Origin of the sequence: Pseudomonas sp. G2-4 (assembly GCF_030064125.1) — a bacterium.
In the GTDB taxonomy this organism is placed as follows: Bacteria; Pseudomonadota; Gammaproteobacteria; order Pseudomonadales; family Pseudomonadaceae; genus Aquipseudomonas.
Genome location: NZ_CP125957.1, coordinates 5,788,669 through 5,805,245, shown reverse-complemented (window position 1 = coordinate 5,805,245; position 16,577 = coordinate 5,788,669). Strand labels below are relative to the sequence as shown.

Here is a 16,577-nt window from a genome sequence, read left to right as displayed (position 1 = left end):
GAGGGCTTCCTTGATCAGGTGGATGTGGCGCCAGTATTGGCTTTTGCCATCGGTTCGAGGATTGGCCGCAACGACAATAGGCGAGGGAAAACTGACAATGACGCAGCAAAGGGCCGTCGCGGAGCTCGGGGTGCTGATCTATCCCGGCGCGCAATTGGCGGCGGTGCACGGTTTGACCGATCTGTTTGCGGTGGCGCAGCAGATCGCCGCAGAGCAGGCCAGCGCGCTGCTGCCGCAGCTGCGGGTGAGTCACTGGCAAGCGGAGGATGATGAGGCGCCGCAGCGCGTTTTCGACAGTGCTACCGGCCCCGCGGGCAAGCTGGTTGCGTTGTTGATTCCGCCATCCCTTGCCGGCTTCAGCGAAGGCCAGGTTTCCCAGGCGTTGATGGATTGGTTGCGTGCCCAGCATGCCGGCGGCACGGTATTGGGCGGTGTTTGCGTAGGCTCGATCCTGCTGGCCGAAAGCGGGTTGCTCGACGGCCGCAGCGCCACCACCCACTGGACCTCGGCCAAGAGCTTCGCCGCGCGTTACCCGAAGATCAAACTCAACGCCGACAAACCCATCGTCGACGACGGCGACTTGATTACCACGGCCGGGTTGATGGCGTGGTCGGAACTCGGGTTGCGCTTGGTGGACCGCCTGCTCGGGCCGAGCATTGCCACGCGCACCGCGCAATTTCTGGTGATCGAGCACAGTGACAGCGCGAGCCAGTGCGGCAGTAACTTTGCCCCTATCCTCGGACATGGCGATGCGGCGATTCTCAAGGTTCAGCATTGGTTGCAGAGCAGCGGCGCGGTAGACGTCTCCCTCGGCGCGATGGCTGAACGGGCCGGTCTGGAAGAGCGCACCTTCCTGCGCCGGTTTCGCGCTGCCACCGGCCTCAAGCCCACCGAATACTGCCAGCACCTGCGCGTCGGCAAGGCCCGGGAAATGCTGGAGCTCACCAATGGCACCATCGATCACATCGCCTGGACCGTCGGCTACCAGGATCCGAGTGCGTTTCGAGCCACCTTCAAGAAAATTACCGGGCTGGGGCCGAGTGATTATCGGGCGAAGTTTGGGGTGAGTCCGCCGGGTGTTTCAAAAAGCTGAGACCGACACCTGTGGCGAGGGAGCTTGCTCCCGCTGGACTGCGCAGCAGGCCCATTGCAAGCGTCGGTTTTATGGGGGCGCTTCGCACCCCAGCGGGAGCAAGCTCCCTCGCCACGGGGATTTGCATTCCATCGTGCAATTTGCGGGATGGCGGACGCAGGTCGTGCAGAATAAAACAGGCCAGGTGCTATCAACTCCCACCAATCCGCCCGTTTCCTTGATCCTCCCGGGCCGAACACCGTTGGCCTGATCCCTGCACCTCCCTTATCTACCGCCGTCGAGCACAGATAAAGGGCATCGCATGACGTCAGTCAATCGCAACAAAGCGGTAATGGCCCACTCGGTCAACCCTCACGCACCGCTCCATGAAGTCGAAACCAATCGCGCACTGGCCCGTTGGCTGGCGCAGATCCTAGGCTTTGAGTACGGCGGCAGTTATGACGACCAGCAACATGCCGGGCGTGATGTATATCTGGTGCCTACGCAAACCTTGATCGGAGCCGAAACTGCGTCGCGCTTGGGCGTCAAGGGCCCGGAGGATTTATGGGGCGGTTATGTCGAGCATGATTTTATCTGCACCAAGGCGATTACCCACGGTCTGTTGAATAAGGATGCCGTGGCGCCCCAAGGCTGGTCGCCACTGTTTGCCAAGCTTACCCGTGGCGCCGTGCTCGATGGCGTGAGTGTCTTCGCACTCAAGGACGCGCGTCCGGCCGCCGAGCATTTGCTGTACTCCGGAGCGATCCGCCTCAAGCCTGTGCATGCTTGTGCCGGGCGCGACCAGCGTGTAATCAAGAGCTTGGCGCAGTTCGATGAAGTCGTTGCCGCGCCGGACGCCCAGGCGCTGTTTCGCGACGGGGTGGTGCTGGAGCAGAACCTCAGTGAGGTCCAGACCCAGAGCGTCGGCCAGAGCTTCATCGACGGCAAGGTCCTCAGCTATTGCGGCGTGCAACACCTGACCCGGGACAGCGAAGGCCTGGAAGTCTACGGCGGCTCGGATCTGCTGGTGGTGCAGGGCGGCTACATCGAATTGCTCAAGCTTGAGCTGCCCGACGACGTGCGTGAGGCGGTGCGCCTGGCCCAGGTCTTCGATGACGCCGCCAACCAGGCCTACCCCGGTTTCTTCGCCTCGCGGCGCAATTACGACATTGCCCAGGGCCTTGACGCCGCCGGCCAGCCCCGGGGCGGTGTGCTGGAGCAATCGTGGCGCATGGGCGGAGCGAGCAGTGCGGAGCTGGCGGCGTTGCAGGTATTCGTCGAGGACCCATCGACCAACGCGGTTCGCGTGTCCTCGGTGGAAACCTACACCGACCAGCCGCTGCCCCCCGGGGCCACCGAGGTGTATCGCGGCGAGGCGCACAATGGAGACTTCCTTCTTAAATACGTAACGGTTCATTCCTATGACGGCTAGAAGCGAAACCATTCAGATCAAGATCGACGATGAACACATGAACGGGACCTTCCTGAGCCCCAAGTCGAAGGTGCCTGGCGTGTTATTCGTGCACGGTTGGGGCGGCAGCCAGGAGCGTGACCTGGAGCGGGCCAAAGGCATCGCCGGCCTGGGTTGCGTGTGTTTGACCTTTGACTTGCGCGGGCACACCGGCGGGGCGGGCATTCCGCTGTCACGGGTGACGCGGGAGGACAACTTGCGGGATCTGCTGACGGCCTACGACCGGCTGCTCGCGCACCCGGCGCTGGACACCTCGGCGATTGCGGTTGTGGGTACCAGCTACGGCGGTTACCTGGCCTCGATCCTGACATCGCTGCGCCCGGTGCGCTGGCTGGCGTTGCGGGTTCCGGCGCTGTACCGCGACGAGCAATGGCACACGCCCAAGCGCGACCTCGACAAGAGCGACCTGCTGGATTATCGCAGCACCCTGGTGCACGCCGACACCAACCGCGCCTTGCATGCCTGCTCGCAGTTCACCGGCGATGTGCTGCTGGTGGAGTCGGAAACCGACGATCACGTCCCCCACGCCACCATCATGAGCTACCGCGCCGCGTGCCAGCAGACCCATTCGTTGACCCACCGGATCATCGACGGCGCCGACCATGCCCTGAGCGACCCTGTCTCACAACAGGCCTACACCTCGATCCTAGTGGACTGGATCACGGAGATGGTGGTGGGAGAACGGTTGAGCATTATTCAGGACCGGTGATTTTGTGGTGCTGGTGTGGGCCCTATCGCGAGCAGGCTCGCTCCCACATTTGATCCGTTGCGAACACATAACTCATGTGCAGTACAAATCCCCTGTGGGAGCGAGCCTGCTCGCGATGAGGCCCGTCCAAGCGACCTATTACCTGGGTCCGGACTTGACCCGCAACGCCTTGGCCTTCGCCTCAATCACCAAATACATCACCACCGTGATCAACAACGGCAAAATGAAGTAGATCGCCCGGTAGGCGATCAGCCCCGCCAACAGGCTGCCCCGGGACACTTCGTGTTGCAGGAGAGCAATGAACACCGCCTCCAATACCCCAAGCCCCGCCGGAATGTGGGTGATGACCCCGGCAATGCTGCTGATCAGCAACACCCCGAGCACCATCGGATAATCCAGTTTGCCTGGCAACAAGGTGAAGATCACCGCCGCCATCAGCGACCAGTTCAGCGCCCCCAGGGCCAGTTGCAGCATGGCCATGCGCAACGACGGCAGGTTGATTTCCATGCCGCGAATCGTCCAGGCCCGCCGCTTGGAAAACCGACAGGCCACCAGATAACCGGCGCTCACCAGCAACAACAGCACTCCCACGCCTTGCAGCGCCCCGCTGCTCAGTTTCCAGCCCGGCGGCATTGTGACCAGGCCGCTGCTGAACACCGCGCCGGCCAAGGTCATGTAGCCGAACCAGTTGGTGGCCAGGCTCAGGCCGAGGATCTTGGCGATGTTGCCGGTGCTGACCCCCAGCCGCGAATACAGTCGATAGCGCATGGCGATGCCGCCGACCCAGGCGCTGAGGTTGAGGTTGAACGCATAGCTGATCACCCCCACCGGCAAGATCTGCCGCCATCCCAGCTTTTGCCGGATGTAGGTGCGGCCGATCAGGTCGAAGCAGGCGTAGGTAATGAAACTGGTAATGGTCAACGCGCCAGCGATGATCAAGGTACGCACCTTGAAGTCCGCCAGGGTGGCGAACACTTCCGACCAGTCGATGCGTCGGGCCAGGGTCGTGAACAGCACGATCAGCAGCAGGAAGAAGGCCAGGGTCAATGGTCTTTTCCAGCGGCTCCAGCGCGACACCGGTTTGGCCTGCTCCGGTGCGTGGGCATCTCCCGGCGCGGTGTGCGCTTCAGAGTGGTTCATGGGGTTCGCTCCGAACCGCCGTCGGCGGCGAAAAAGGTTTCAGACGTGGTTTATGGGCCGGCAGCCAGCCGGCCCAGGCCGGAAAGTGGCGCAAGAAGTGGAACACCATGAAACCGATGGTCATGCGCCACAGCAGGCCCCGGGGGGCTTGATTCTCAGGCATGACGGTGCAGTGGTTGCGGCTCAGATGATCGAGACGCTGGAACAGTTCGCGATTGAATCCCCGGTCACGGATCAGCACGTTGGCTTCCAGGTTCAGGGACAGGCTCAGCGGGTCGAGGTTGCTCGAGCCGACGGTGCTCCAATCCTCATCCACCAACGCGACTTTGCCGTGCAACGGGCGCTCGCAGTATTCGTAGATCACCACGCCGGCTTTGAGCAGGTAGTTGTAAAGCATCCGCGCCGCGAGCTTGGCGATCATCATGTCCGGCTGGCCCTGCAGAATCAGCCGCACCTCTACGCCACGCCGGGCCGCATTACGGATTTCCCGCAGCAACCGGTAGCCAGGGAAGAAATAGGCATTGGCGATCACCACACGCCGCTGGGCGCTGCGCAGTACTTGCAGGTAGACCTCTTCGATGTCGGTCTGATGCTCGTGGTTGTCGCGATAGACCAGGCGCACCTGGCCGTCATGATCGTTGAAAGCCAGCTCGTTGCGACGGCTGCGGCGCCGTTGCCACCAGTATTTGGCCCGCGAAGGCCGGCCGCTCTGCAACAGCGCGAAGTGATGGATATCCACCACCGCCGGGCCTTTGATCTCCACGGAGTAATCTTGCTTGGCCTCGGGGCCGAAATCACCCAGGTGATCAGCGGAAAAATTGATCCCGCCGATAAACGCAATCACCCCGTCCACCACCACGATCTTGCGGTGCAGGCGCCGGAACCAGTTGGTGCGAAACCCCAAGTGCCGGGGGGCGGGATCGAACATTTGCAGGCGCACGCCGGCGCCGCTCAACGACGCCAGGAATTCGGTGGTCAGCTCACCGCAGCCGAAGCCGTCGAGGCTGACGGTGATGCGTACGCCGCGGTGGGCGGCATCCACCAAGAGGTCGCGCAGTTCGTTGCCGACCTTGTCCTCGAACAGGATGAAGGTCTCCAGCAGAATTTCGCTCTCGGCGCGGCGAATGGCTTCGAAAACCCGGGGGAAATATTCCTCGCCGTTTTCCAGCAGCGTGACGCGGTTATTGCCGTGCCAGCCGTATTCGATATCGGTCAGCGCCGGATTGCCCTCGGTGGGCGGAACCTCGATCTGTTCCACCGTCGCCTTGTCCATCGTCGCGCTCATAATTCAATCTCCACCGACAGCGGTGCATGGTCGGACAGGTGCGACCAGGGGCGTACGCTCAACACTTTGGGGTGATGGGCCTTGAGGTTGCGCACGTAGATGCGGTCCAGGCGCAGAATCGGCAGGCGTGCTGGGAAGCTGCGGGCCGGCTTGCCCAGCTGTTCGGCGAACACTTCCCGCAGGCCACAGGGCTCGAGCAACTCACTGGCCTTGCCGCGCCAGTCATTGAAGTCCCCGGCGACGATCACCGGCGCCTCGGGCGGCAGTTCACTCAAACGCTGGCCAAGCAGTTTCAGTTGCTCGACGCGATGACCTTCGCGCAACCCCAGGTGCACGCAAATGGCATGGATTTCCAGCCCGTCGCTGCCCGGCAGACGCAGCACGCTGTGGAGCATGCCGCGGGTTTCATGGCCGCTGATGGACATGTCGATGTTGTCGTGGCGGATGATCTGGAATTTCGACAACAGCGCATTGCCGTGATCGCCCGCCGGGTATACCGCATTGCGCCCGTAGGCGAATTGCGGCCAGAGGCTGTCGGCGAGGAATTCGTATTGCGGCATGCTCGGCCAATTGTTGTAGCGCTGGGGGTGGTGTTCATGGGTGCCGTGCACTTCCTGCAAGAACACGACATCGGCGGACACGCTGCGCACTGCTTCGCGCAGTTCCGGGAGGATGAAACGCCGGTTCAGGGCGGTGAAGCCCTTGTGGGTGTTGACCGTCAGCACGGTGAAACGGTTGATCCGCTCGACGTCCTGGGCCAGGTGCTGGGTCGGATCGTGGGTCGCTTCGGTGGATTCTGGAATGCTCATGGCAATACTCCCTCGGCCGGGCGCTCACCGGGTGTGGTGGCGAGGTCCTTGTCCAGGTCGAAGTGCTCCAGCAAGTGGCGCGCGTCATAGGGCGCGCGGACTTTGATGTCATTGTCGAAATAGCAGAACACTTCCCGGCTCTTGCGCGCCCGGGGTTTCTTTTTCGGGTCGATCAGGTGGGCGTCGGCGGGCTGCTTGCCGTGGCTCCAGGCTTCGATCCGGTCGCCCCAGCGTTTCAACGCCGCGTCGGTATAACCACTGGCGTACAGCTCCTCGGCGCCGTGCAGGCGCAGGTAGACGAAATCACTGGTGACGTCTTCGCGATAGGGCCACTTGCCGGCGGTATCGGCGATCACCAGGGCGATGTCGTAGCGCTTGAGCAAGGTGATGAAGTCCGGGTCGATGAAACTCTCATGACGGATTTCGACGGCATGGCGCAGCGGGCGTTTTTTATCGGTCTTGGTGCTGGCGTGGCCGTCCAGGCGCGGTTCGTGCTCACCGGCCAGGGCGGCAGCGCCTTCGGTGTCGTGGGGCAGTTGCTTGAGAAAGTCTTCGAACAGCTCTGGGTCGAATTTGAAGCTGGGAGGAAACTGCCAGAGGATCGCCCCCAGTTTTTCCTTGAGCTCCAGCACGCCGGAGGCGAAGAAGTTGGCCAGCGGCTTGCGGATATCCCGCAGGCGCTTGATGTGGGTGATGAAACGCGGGGCCTTGACGCTGAACACGAAGCCGGGCGGCGTTTCGGCGTACCACTGGGCATACCGCTCGGGGCGTTGCAGGGCGTAGAACGATCCATTGATTTCGATGCTGTTGACCGCTCGCGAGGCAAATTGCAATTCCCGCTTCTGGGGCAGGCCCTTGGGGTAGAAATCCCCCCGCCAGGGCGTGTAACGCCAACCGGAAATGCCAATGTGTATCGCCGTCATGTGTCCCTCCCGTGCCAATGACCTCGTGCAGCCTGTGTTTTGTGATGACTGCCGGGGGGCGTGGAAAGTTTCGATGGGCTTACCGGCGGTGGGGGCGGGGCGGTCATTGTGGGGAGGGGGTATTCCCACATGAGGGAGAGCACTTTTGTTTTTTGTGGCGAGGGAGCTTGCTCCCGCTGGGGCGCGCAGCGGCCCTGTTTTGGGGCTGCTGCGCAGCCCAGCGGGAGCAAGCTCCCTCGCCACGGGGTTTGGTATTGGTCTTGCGGGCGAACTTGCCGGCCCATAATTGATCAGTTCCTTACCGAACCTGTGTGAAGGAGCCTCGCGTTTTGTCTCGATTGAGTACCGCATTCCTTTTGGTGTTGCTGGCGCTGACCGGCACCAGTGCCTACGGGACCGCCGCTATTCCCGGCACCTCGAAACCCAGTGAGGCCCCCGCCGAACCCGAGCCGCTGGTGCAGGGCGGCTTGTTGGGCGCCATCAGTTCGAGCATCGACGACGTCCAGGACAAACTCGACCTCAACCAGAGCCTGGTGGATGCCTGGCGCTTGCGGGCGGATCGGGCGGCGGATGAGGTGGACCGCCTGGTGGACCAGACCTCCCGTTCATCCTGGCGGGTGGCGGGGGACTTCCTGTTGTTATCGAGCGTCTGGATCGGGGCTTTTGCCTTGATCTGGACTGCGGCGCGGCTGCTGGTGCGACACCTGGGCCCGCGCCGCTGGCTACGCAGCCGCCAGCGGGTCCGGGACCTGCTCGGTTACCTGCTGCCCTATACCGTACCGGCACTGGTCTGCCTGCCGCTGACCCTGTACGTCAGCCATTTCCTCCAAGTCTCGGTGGGGCGTGCCTTGGCGCTGTGTTTCGCCTACGCCACCAGCAGCGGCATCTTCTCCACGTCGGTGCTGCTGTGCGTGATCGTGATGTTCAACGTCGGCCACAAACGCCGGGCAGTGGCGATGATCCGTCGCCTGAGCCCCAGGCCGCTGTTCATGATCGGCTTTCTCGCCGCCCTCAGCGATGCCCTGACCAGCCCGCAGATCGCCCGGCAACTGGGCGGCAACATCACCAGCAGTATCGCGGTATTCACCGGCTTGTTCGCCTCGGTGATCTTCGGCTGGCTGGTGATTCGCCTGCGCCGGCCGGTGGCGCACCTGATCCGCAACCGACCGCTGGCCCAGCGTTTGAAGCAGCCAGCCCTGCAGGAGTCGCTGCGGATCTTTTCCGGGCTTTGGTACTGGCCGATCCTGTTGATGGTGTTGGTCTCGGCGGTAAGCCTGATTGGCGTTGGCGAAGACAACCAGAAGGCCCTGCGCTGCGCGCTGTTCACCACGATCCTGCTGATTGCGATGGTGTTCCTCAGCACGGTGTTCCAGCACATCTTCAAGTCGCCCAAGGCCGAGGCCATCCAGCGTAGCAGCGCCTATAAGGGCCGCCTGTTGAGCTTGCTGCATGCGTTGTTGCGGATCGCCATGGCAGTGGCGTTCATTGAAATCCTCGGACGGATCTGGGGGATTTCGCTGTTCGAGTTCGCCTCGCGCAATGCCATAGGCAGGGCGATCAGTGATTCCTTGAGCCGCATCGGCCTGATTTTCCTGATGACCTGGCTCACCTGGGTGGTGCTCGACACCGCGATCCAGGAAGCCTTGAAACCACCCCTGAACAAACGTGGGGCTCGCCAGCCCAGCACCCGGATCAAGACCATCCTGCCGCTGCTGCGCAATGCGGCGAAAATCATCCTGGTGGTGATCTGCGCGATCACCACCATGGCCAACCTGGGCATCAACGTCGCGCCGTTGCTGGCCGGTGCCGGGGTGGTGGGGTTGGCGATCGGTTTCGGTTCGCAGCAACTGGTGCAGGACGTGATCACCGGGCTGTTCATCATCATCGAGGACACGCTGTCCATCGGCGACTGGGTGGTGCTCGACTCCGGCCATGCCGGGACCGTCGAGGGACTGACCATCCGCACCCTGCGCCTGCGCGACGGCAAGGGCTTCGTGCATTCGGTGCCGTTCGGCCAGATCAAGGCCGTGACCAACCAATCCCGACAATTTGCCTTCGCGTTCTTCTCCGTGCAGTTCACCTATGACACCGACGTGGACCAGGCCATCGAGCTGATTCGCGAAGCCGGGCGCTCGATCTCCGAAGACCCGTTCCTCAAGTTCAACCTGCAAGGGCCGCTGGATGTGTTCGGCGTGGACAAGATGGACCTCAACGGCGTGGTGCTCACGGCGCAGTTCCGCACGGTGTCGGGAGGTCAGTATGCGGTGAGCCGGGCGTTCAACCAGCGCTTGAAGAAGCTTGTGGATAACGCCCCGGCGGTGCATTTTGCGCAGACTTATCCACAGCAGGTGATGTTGCCGCGACGGTTGGTGGAGGAACCGAGGGAAGAGGATGGGGTGCCTGATCAATCTCAATAATGGATCAGGTTTATGGTGGGGGCTGATGACCTCATCGCGAGCAAGCTCGCTCCCACAGGGGATCTTCGGTGGCTGCAAAAATTGCGTTCACCACAGTTCAACTGTGGGAGAGGATGGGGGCCTGATCAATCTCAATAATGGATCAGGTTTATGGTGGGGGCTGATGACCTCATCGCGAGCAAGCTCGCTCCCACAGGGGATCTTCGGTGGCTGCAAAATTGCGTTCACCACAGTTCACTGTGGGAGCGAGCTTGCTCGCGATGAGGCCCGTCCAGACACCCTCAACCTTTCTGGATCAGCTTATTCCTGACCTCAGTCATCCCCAGTCCATCCAACTCCACCCACACCTGCTGCTTGCCAGCGATCTGCGCCGCAACCGGCAACCCATCGCGATACACCAGCCGATTACTCGCCAGCGCCGGCACTTTCGTCCCCGGCAGCAGGGTGCCGGCCAGGTTCAGCGGGTCGACGCCGCACACCGCCACCAGGCTGCTGTCGGTGGGGCGGCGGCGCACTTCGCGCAGCAGCGGGATGGCTTCGGGCAGGGCGAATTGTTCGCCCGCCAGGCCGCTGACGAACCGCCCACCCCGAATCTCGCCCCGCGCCTCCAGGCGATGAAAGGTGCGCAGCAACTCGCGCCAGCTTGGCAGCCAATCCGCTTCCCGCTCCAGCAAGCGCCAGAACACCACGCCGTAACGGCGTAGTAGGGTCATGGCAATGTGTTCCAGTGTTTCGGGCGGTGTCGACGCGGGTCGGTTGCCGTCTACGGGGGTGGGCGCACTACGGCGCAGCAAGGCCCAGCGCCCGGCATCGTCCATGCCGCCGACAAACGCCCCGCGCCCGCGCCGACTGCTGCGGGCCTGGCGCTTGCTGGCGGGGGTGATCAACGCGCGCAGGCCGGCAAAGCTGTCGGCATTCACCAGGCCGGCGCCCACCAGTTCCTGCAAGGCGATTTCCAGTTCGCTGCGCAGCAGGTGGGCTTCGTGCAGCAGTTCGTCAAAAAATAGCGCGCCATGCTCGCTGAGGGCCTGATGGACTTTTTGCGTCTTGAGCGACAGTTCGCTGATCGGCGTTTGCTCGGCCAGGCTGCTCCACAGTGCGACCTGGCTGCGCGGCAGTAACACCACCGGCGTGCTGCGCAGGGCACTGGCCGAAAGCTTCTGGCGAGCGCTCAGGCGCGTCCACACCAGCTTGCCGCTGCGACACAGCTCATCGAGCCAACTGGGCGAATAGTCCTTGATCCGTGCCGGCAGCAAGTCGCTGTCCCAGGCCGAGGCGGCGGCCGGGTAGCCTTCGAACTGGCTGATGATCGACGGCAGTACGGCGCTGCCCCGGCCTTGGGTGGACGGCGACAGGTGCTGCCAGTCGAACAGGAACCGCATGAAATCCTGCAACATCACCGGCTCGATTTCCCGGCGCAGGCGCTTGACGGTGTAGCGATGGATGCGCGCCAGCAAATGCCGCTCGCACCATTCCTCCTGGCCAGTGCCCGGCGTGAACCGCCCGCGCAGCACGTAGCCTTGCTGCTCGAGGTGCGCCAGTGCCTGGGTCACCTGTGAGGTCGACAACCCCAGCGGGTAGGCGATGGCCTTCAACGGCAGCGGGCCAAAGGCACTGAGCCGGGCGCGGAGCACTTCCACCATGGCTTCGTCGCCGTCCCAGGCTTCATCGAAACCGGCCAAAGGCGTCAGCGGTGGTTGCCATTGGGCCTGTGGATACACCGCTTGCAGACACGTCAGCCGTTCCAGCGCCACCCACAGGCCGCGTTCGGCGCTGATCTGCACATGGCTGGCGCGCCCGGTCTCGGCCAGCCTCTGCAACCAATCCAGCCACGGCACGTGGGCGCTGGCCTCGCTGTCGGCGATGCACGCCAGGCTCATCAATGCTTCGTGCATTTCATCGAGATTGGCCGGGCTCGGCCAGGCTTCGTCCCGGACCGACTGGATGGCCTCGGCGTCCAGCGCGCCCAAGTCGTCGGTGGACTGTGGATCGCTCCAGCGCCGATTGATCACCGCCTGGGTGCGGCGTTCTTCCAGCGGCGCGTCGTCGAGAAAGGTGTAGGGCCGGGCGCTGAGGATTTCCGCCGCCAGGGGCGAGGGCGCCGGCAGGTCGCGGCTGATCAGGCGAATCTCGCCGGCTTCCATGCGCCGCAACAGCGTCAGCCAGCCTTCGCTGTCCATGGCCTCGTGCAGGCAATCGTCGAGGGTTTGTTCCACCAACGGATGGTCGGGGATTTCACGCTCGCCGGCGAGGTTCTCCAGGCAGGCGATCTGGTCGGGAAACACACTGGCGATCAGGTCTTCGCTTTTCATCCGCTGGATCTGCGGAGCAACTTTGCGCCCGCCCGCATAACGCGGCAAGGCCAGGGCCACGCCAGCGTTCCAGCGCCAGCGCACGCCGAACAGCGGCGCATCCAGTACGGCCTGGATCAGGATCTGTTCGGCGCTGTGGCTGTTGAGGTAACGCCAGACCTCGTCCAGCTCGAAGCTGTGGCTGGTGGACAGCGACAGCACGATGGCGTCTTCGCTGGCGGCGGCTTGCAGCTCGAAATTGAAAGTGCGGCAGAAACGCTTGCGCAAGGCCAGGCCCCAGGCGCGGTTGATGCGGCTGCCGAACGGCGTGTGGATGATCAGTTGCGTGCCGCCGGACTCGTCGAAGAACCGCTCCATCAGCAGCGTGTCCTGGGACGGCAGGGCGCCGAAAGCCAGGCGTGCCGGCGCCAGGTAATCCACCAATTGTTCGGCGCTGGCCAGATTTAACTGCAAGGTGCCGGTCAGCCAATCCAGGGCCGGTTGCAGATTGCCCGGCGTGGCGCCAAGCAGTTGATCAAGCTGGGCTTGCAAGCGCGCCACGGCCAGGGACAACTCAGCGCTGCGACCCGGGGCTTCACCGAGCCAGAACGGGATGGTCGGCGGCTGGCCCTGGGCATCCTCGACCCGCACGCGGCCGGTTTCGACGCGAATGATGCGGTAGGAGGTGTTGCCCAGCTGGAATACGTCGCCGGCAATGCTTTCCACCGCGAAGTCTTCGTTGACGCTGCCGATATTCAGGCCCTGGGGTTCGAGCAATACGCTGTAGTCGGCGTTGTCCGGGATGGTGCCGCCGCTGGTCACGGCGGTCAGCTTGCTGCCCCGGCGTCCGCGCAAGGTGCGGGTCACGGCGTCCCGGTGCAGGTAGGCACTGCGCACGCCCTGGCGACCGTTGAGGCCTTCGGCAAGCATCTGCAACAACGCTTGGTAATGCCCTTCATCCAGTTCCGCGTAGGGCGACGCGCGGCGGAAGGTTTCCAGTAGCGCCTGTTCCTGCCATTCCTGGCAACTGACCTCGGCGACGATCTGCTGGGCCAATACGTCCAGTGGCGCCTTGGGGATGTGCAGGATGTCGAGTTCGCCACGGCGCACGCAGTCGAGCAGAGCGGCGCACTCGATCAGATCGTCGCGGGTGGTGGCGAACAGGCGGCCCTTGGGCGTGCCGCCGACCTGGTGCCCGGAGCGCCCAACTCTTTGCAGAAAGGCCGAGATCGAGCGGGGCGAGGCGATCTGGCACACCAGGTCGACGTCACCGATATCGATGCCCAGCTCCAGCGACGCGGTGGCGATCAATACCTGCAATTCGCCGCGCTTGAGGCGTTGTTCGGCATCGAGACGAAACTCCTTGGCCAGGCTGCCGTGATGGGCCGCCACGGCGTCCTTGCCCAGGCGCTCGCTCAAATGCCGGCTCAGGCGTTCGGCCAGGCGCCGGGTGTTGACGAAGACCAGGGTGGTGCGATGTTCCCGGGCCAGGTCGGCGAGGCGGTTGTAGACCAGCTCCCAGACGTCATTGGCCATTACCGCCGAGAGCGGCACCGGCGGCACCTCGATGTCCAGGTCCAGGTCCCGGGGCCGGGCGTGGCCGATGTCGACGATTTCACAGGTACGCCCACTGCCCACGAGGAAGCGCGACACCGCTTCGATGGGTTTTTGCGTGGCCGACAGGCCAATGCGCACCAGCGGTTCGGCGCACAGGGCTTGCAGGCGTTCCAGGCTCAAGGCCAGGTGACTGCCGCGCTTGCTGGCGGCGATGGCGTGGATTTCGTCGACGATCACCGTGCGGGTGCTGGCGAGCATCTGCCGGCCGGAATCAGAGCCGAGCAGCACGTAGAGCGATTCGGGGGTGGTCACCAGGATGTGCGGCGCGGTCTTGCGCATCGCCGTGCGTTCTTTCTGCGGCGTGTCGCCGGTGCGCACGGCGGTGGTGATGTGCAGGGGCGGCAGGTGCATTTGCCGCAGTTGTTCGGTAATGCCGGCCAGCGGGTTTTGCAGGTTGATCTGGATGTCGTTGCTCAGCGCCTTGAGCGGCGAGACGTAGACCACCAGGGTCTGGTCCGGCAGGCCGCCCTGTTCCAGGCCGCGGTGCACGAGGTCGTCGAGTACGGCGAGAAATGCGGTCAGGGTCTTGCCCGAGCCGGTGGGCGCCGCCACCAGGGTCGAACGGCGCTGGCCGATCAACGGCCACGCCTGGGCCTGGGCGGCGGTGACCGCAGGGAAGGTCTGGCTGAACCAGGCGCGAACGGCAGGGTGAAAGCCTGCCATGGCGTGGTCGGCTGCAAGAGGCAGATTCATGGGGGCAGTTTATGCGGGCGAGGAGGGGAGGATGCAAGTATCGTCTGAGACCTCTGTCGCCTGTCAGGGCCTCATCGCGAGCAGGCTCGCTCCCACATTTGATCGCATTTCATCTGAAGAAACCCGTCACCTGTGGGAGCGAGCCTGCTCGCGAAGAGGCCATAAAGGACAACGCAAATGCCGGATCCACACTTTACGGATGACGGTTGCGCACTAAACCCGCAAAATGCAACGATTCCGACAACGCCTGCGGGCGTTGTCGACCAAATTCTTGTGCCAACAGACTGGGCCTGCTGACTTTATGCGAATGCGCCTTATGTTACTGGGCGGCGGGAATGCCCTCGGGCAGGCGCTGATTCGCCTCGGTGCAGAAGAAGACATCGGTTTTCTTGCCCCCCGCCCCCCCGAAGACGGTTGGGATGCCGCGAGCCTGACTCAGTTGCTCGACGACACCCGGCCGGACGCCTTGATCAACCTGGCGTACTACTTCGACTGGTTCCAGGCCGAGGCCGTCAGCGAGCCGCGCCTGGCCAGCCAGGAGCGGGCTGTCGAGCGCCTGGCCGAGCTGTGCCAGCATCACAACATCGTCTTGCTGCAACCGTCCAGCTATCGGGTGTTCGATGGTTCCCGTGCCACCGCCTACAGCGAAAAAGACGAGCCCGTGCCCCTGGGCCTGCGTGGCCAGGCATTGTGGCGGATCGAGCAAAGCGTGCGCGCCACCTGCCCGCAACATGTGCTGCTGCGTTTCGGCTGGCTGCTGGACGACAGCGCCGACGGCATTCTCGGACGTTTCCTGGCCCGGGCCGAACAGCCCGAAGAGCTGTTGCTGGCCGATGACCGTCGGGGCAATCCGACGCCGGTGGACGATGCCGCACGGGTGATCATCTCCGTACTCAAGCAACTCGATTGCGCCGCTCCGCTGTGGGGCACCTACCATTACGCCGGGCACGAGGCGACCACGCCGTTGGCCCTGGGCCAGGCGATCCTCACCGAAGCCCGCGCCCTCCATCCCCTGGCGGTCGAGGCACCCACGCCCCAGGCTCACGCTGCACGGCCGGACGCCGCGGAAGAGCCGCAGCACGCGGTACTGGCCTGCAAGAAAATACTGCACACTTTCGGGATCAAGCCCCGCGCCTGGCGCGCGGCGCTCCCGAGCTTACTGGATAGGTTTTATCGTCATGGCTGAAGGCCCTGTTTTAATCACCGGCGGTGCGGGTTTCATTGGTTCGCACCTGACTGACGCTCTGCTTGCCAAGGGACATTCGGTACGCATCCTCGATGACCTGTCCACCGGCAAGCGCAGCAACCTGCCGCTGGACAACCCCGCTGTCGAGCTGATCGAAGGCGACGTCGCCGATGCGGCGCTGGTCGCCCGGGCCATGGCCGGTTGCAGCGCCGTGGCGCACCTGGCCGCCGTGGCTTCGGTACAAGCCTCGGTGGACGACCCGGTGCGCACGCACCAGAGCAATTTCATCGGTACCCTGAATGTCTGCGAAGCCATGCGCCAGGCCGGTGTAAAGCGGGTGCTGTTCGCTTCCAGCGCAGCGGTCTACGGCAACAATGGCGAAGGCGAGTCCATCGACGAAGAAACCCCCAAGGCGCCGCTCACACCCTATGCCTCGGATAAGCTGGCCAGCGAGTTCTACTTCGACTTCTATCGTCGTCAGCACGCGCTGGAACCGGTGGTGTTTCGCTTCTTCAACATCTACGGCCCGCGCCAGGATCCGTCCTCGCCGTATTCCGGGGTCATCAGCATCTTCAGCGAACGGGCGCTGAAAGGCTTGCCGATCACTGTGTTCGGCGATGGTGAGCAGACCCGGGATTTTGTCTACGTCGAAGACTTGGTGGACTTGCTGGTGCAAGCCATCGAGAAGCCTGAGGTGGAAGTGGGGGCGGTGAACGTCGGCTGGAACCAGGCCACGACCCTCAACCAGATGCTCCAGGCCCTGGCCGCGGTGGTCGGCGACCTGCCGCCGATCAGCCATGGCCCGGCGCGTTCTGGCGACATCCGCCATTCCCGGGCCAACAATCGTCGTTTGTTGGAGCGCTTCAACTTTCCCCCGCAAACACCAATGAGTGAGGGATTGGCGCGGTTGCTGGGCCGCTGAATGAAAAAAGGCGCCTTTCGAGGCGCCTTTTTCATGAACTGC

11 protein-coding genes are annotated in these 16,577 nt (G+C 63.5%); 6 read left to right on the top strand and 5 right to left on the bottom strand.

Translation table 11 applies throughout. The features are described 5' to 3' along the window. Positions 1 to 97: 97 nt before the first annotated feature. From QNH97_RS25415 to QNH97_RS25405, 3 genes are all read left to right on the top strand, one after another. Entirely contained in the window at positions 98 to 1,093 is a 996-nt protein-coding gene (locus QNH97_RS25415; protein ID WP_283554431.1) for a GlxA family transcriptional regulator, read from the top strand. Between the two features lie 301 nt (positions 1,094 to 1,394). Beyond that, on the top strand, positions 1,395 to 2,504 hold the full coding sequence (locus tag QNH97_RS25410) for a DUF3182 family protein (protein ID WP_283554430.1): 1,110 nt from the start codon (positions 1,395 to 1,397) through the stop codon (positions 2,502 to 2,504). Further along, positions 2,494 to 3,252, top strand: coding sequence for an alpha/beta hydrolase family protein (locus QNH97_RS25405; protein ID WP_283554429.1), 759 nt, complete (start codon positions 2,494 to 2,496; stop codon positions 3,250 to 3,252). Before QNH97_RS25410 ends, QNH97_RS25405 begins: the two co-directional genes overlap by 11 nt. Positions 3,253 to 3,390: 138 nt before the next feature. Here QNH97_RS25405 and QNH97_RS25400 read toward each other — a convergent pair whose 3' ends face one another. From QNH97_RS25400 to QNH97_RS25385, 4 genes are read right to left on the bottom strand one after another with little or no spacing between them, the layout of a single operon-like run. Beyond that, complete coding sequence (locus tag QNH97_RS25400) at positions 3,391 to 4,392, bottom strand: lysylphosphatidylglycerol synthase domain-containing protein (protein ID WP_283554428.1); 1,002 nt, start codon at positions 4,390 to 4,392, stop codon at positions 3,391 to 3,393. Further along, positions 4,379 to 5,677, bottom strand: a complete 1,299-nt coding sequence (gene clsB / locus QNH97_RS25395) for a cardiolipin synthase ClsB (protein WP_502944469.1) — start codon at positions 5,675 to 5,677, stop codon at positions 4,379 to 4,381. The genes QNH97_RS25400 and clsB overlap by 14 nt, the downstream gene beginning before the upstream one ends. Next, on the bottom strand, positions 5,674 to 6,486 hold the full coding sequence (locus QNH97_RS25390; RefSeq protein WP_283554427.1) for an endonuclease/exonuclease/phosphatase family protein: 813 nt from the start codon (positions 6,484 to 6,486) through the stop codon (positions 5,674 to 5,676). The genes clsB and QNH97_RS25390 overlap by 4 nt, the downstream gene beginning before the upstream one ends. After that, the gene (locus QNH97_RS25385) at positions 6,483 to 7,409 is read right to left on the bottom strand and encodes a DUF72 domain-containing protein (RefSeq protein ID WP_283554426.1); all 927 of its coding nucleotides are present in this window, start codon (positions 7,407 to 7,409) and stop codon (positions 6,483 to 6,485) included. The genes QNH97_RS25390 and QNH97_RS25385 overlap by 4 nt, the downstream gene beginning before the upstream one ends. A 329-nt stretch (positions 7,410 to 7,738) precedes the next feature. Here QNH97_RS25385 and QNH97_RS25380 point away from each other — a divergent pair, with 329 nt between their 5' ends. Continuing rightward, complete coding sequence (locus tag QNH97_RS25380; protein WP_283554425.1) at positions 7,739 to 9,826, top strand: mechanosensitive ion channel family protein; 2,088 nt, start codon at positions 7,739 to 7,741, stop codon at positions 9,824 to 9,826. A gap of 281 nt (positions 9,827 to 10,107) precedes the next feature. Here the strand turns inward: QNH97_RS25380 and QNH97_RS25375 are convergent, their stop codons facing one another. Then, positions 10,108 to 14,427 carry a DEAD/DEAH box helicase gene (locus QNH97_RS25375; RefSeq protein ID WP_283554424.1) on the bottom strand — a complete coding sequence of 1,440 codons (4,320 nt, stop codon included), beginning with the start codon at positions 14,425 to 14,427 and terminating at the stop codon, positions 10,108 to 10,110. Between the two features lie 301 nt (positions 14,428 to 14,728). Between QNH97_RS25375 and QNH97_RS25370 the strand changes: the two genes are divergently transcribed. Together QNH97_RS25370 and pgnE are read left to right on the top strand one after the other, a co-directional pair. Then, complete coding sequence (locus QNH97_RS25370; protein WP_283554423.1) at positions 14,729 to 15,613, top strand: sugar nucleotide-binding protein; 885 nt, start codon at positions 14,729 to 14,731, stop codon at positions 15,611 to 15,613. After that, positions 15,606 to 16,535 (top strand): UDP-N-acetylglucosamine epimerase PgnE, encoded by a 930-nt coding sequence (pgnE, locus tag QNH97_RS25365; RefSeq protein WP_283554422.1) that lies wholly within the window; start codon positions 15,606 to 15,608, stop codon positions 16,533 to 16,535. Before QNH97_RS25370 ends, pgnE begins: the two co-directional genes overlap by 8 nt. The last annotated feature ends 42 nt before the right edge of the window (positions 16,536 to 16,577 follow it).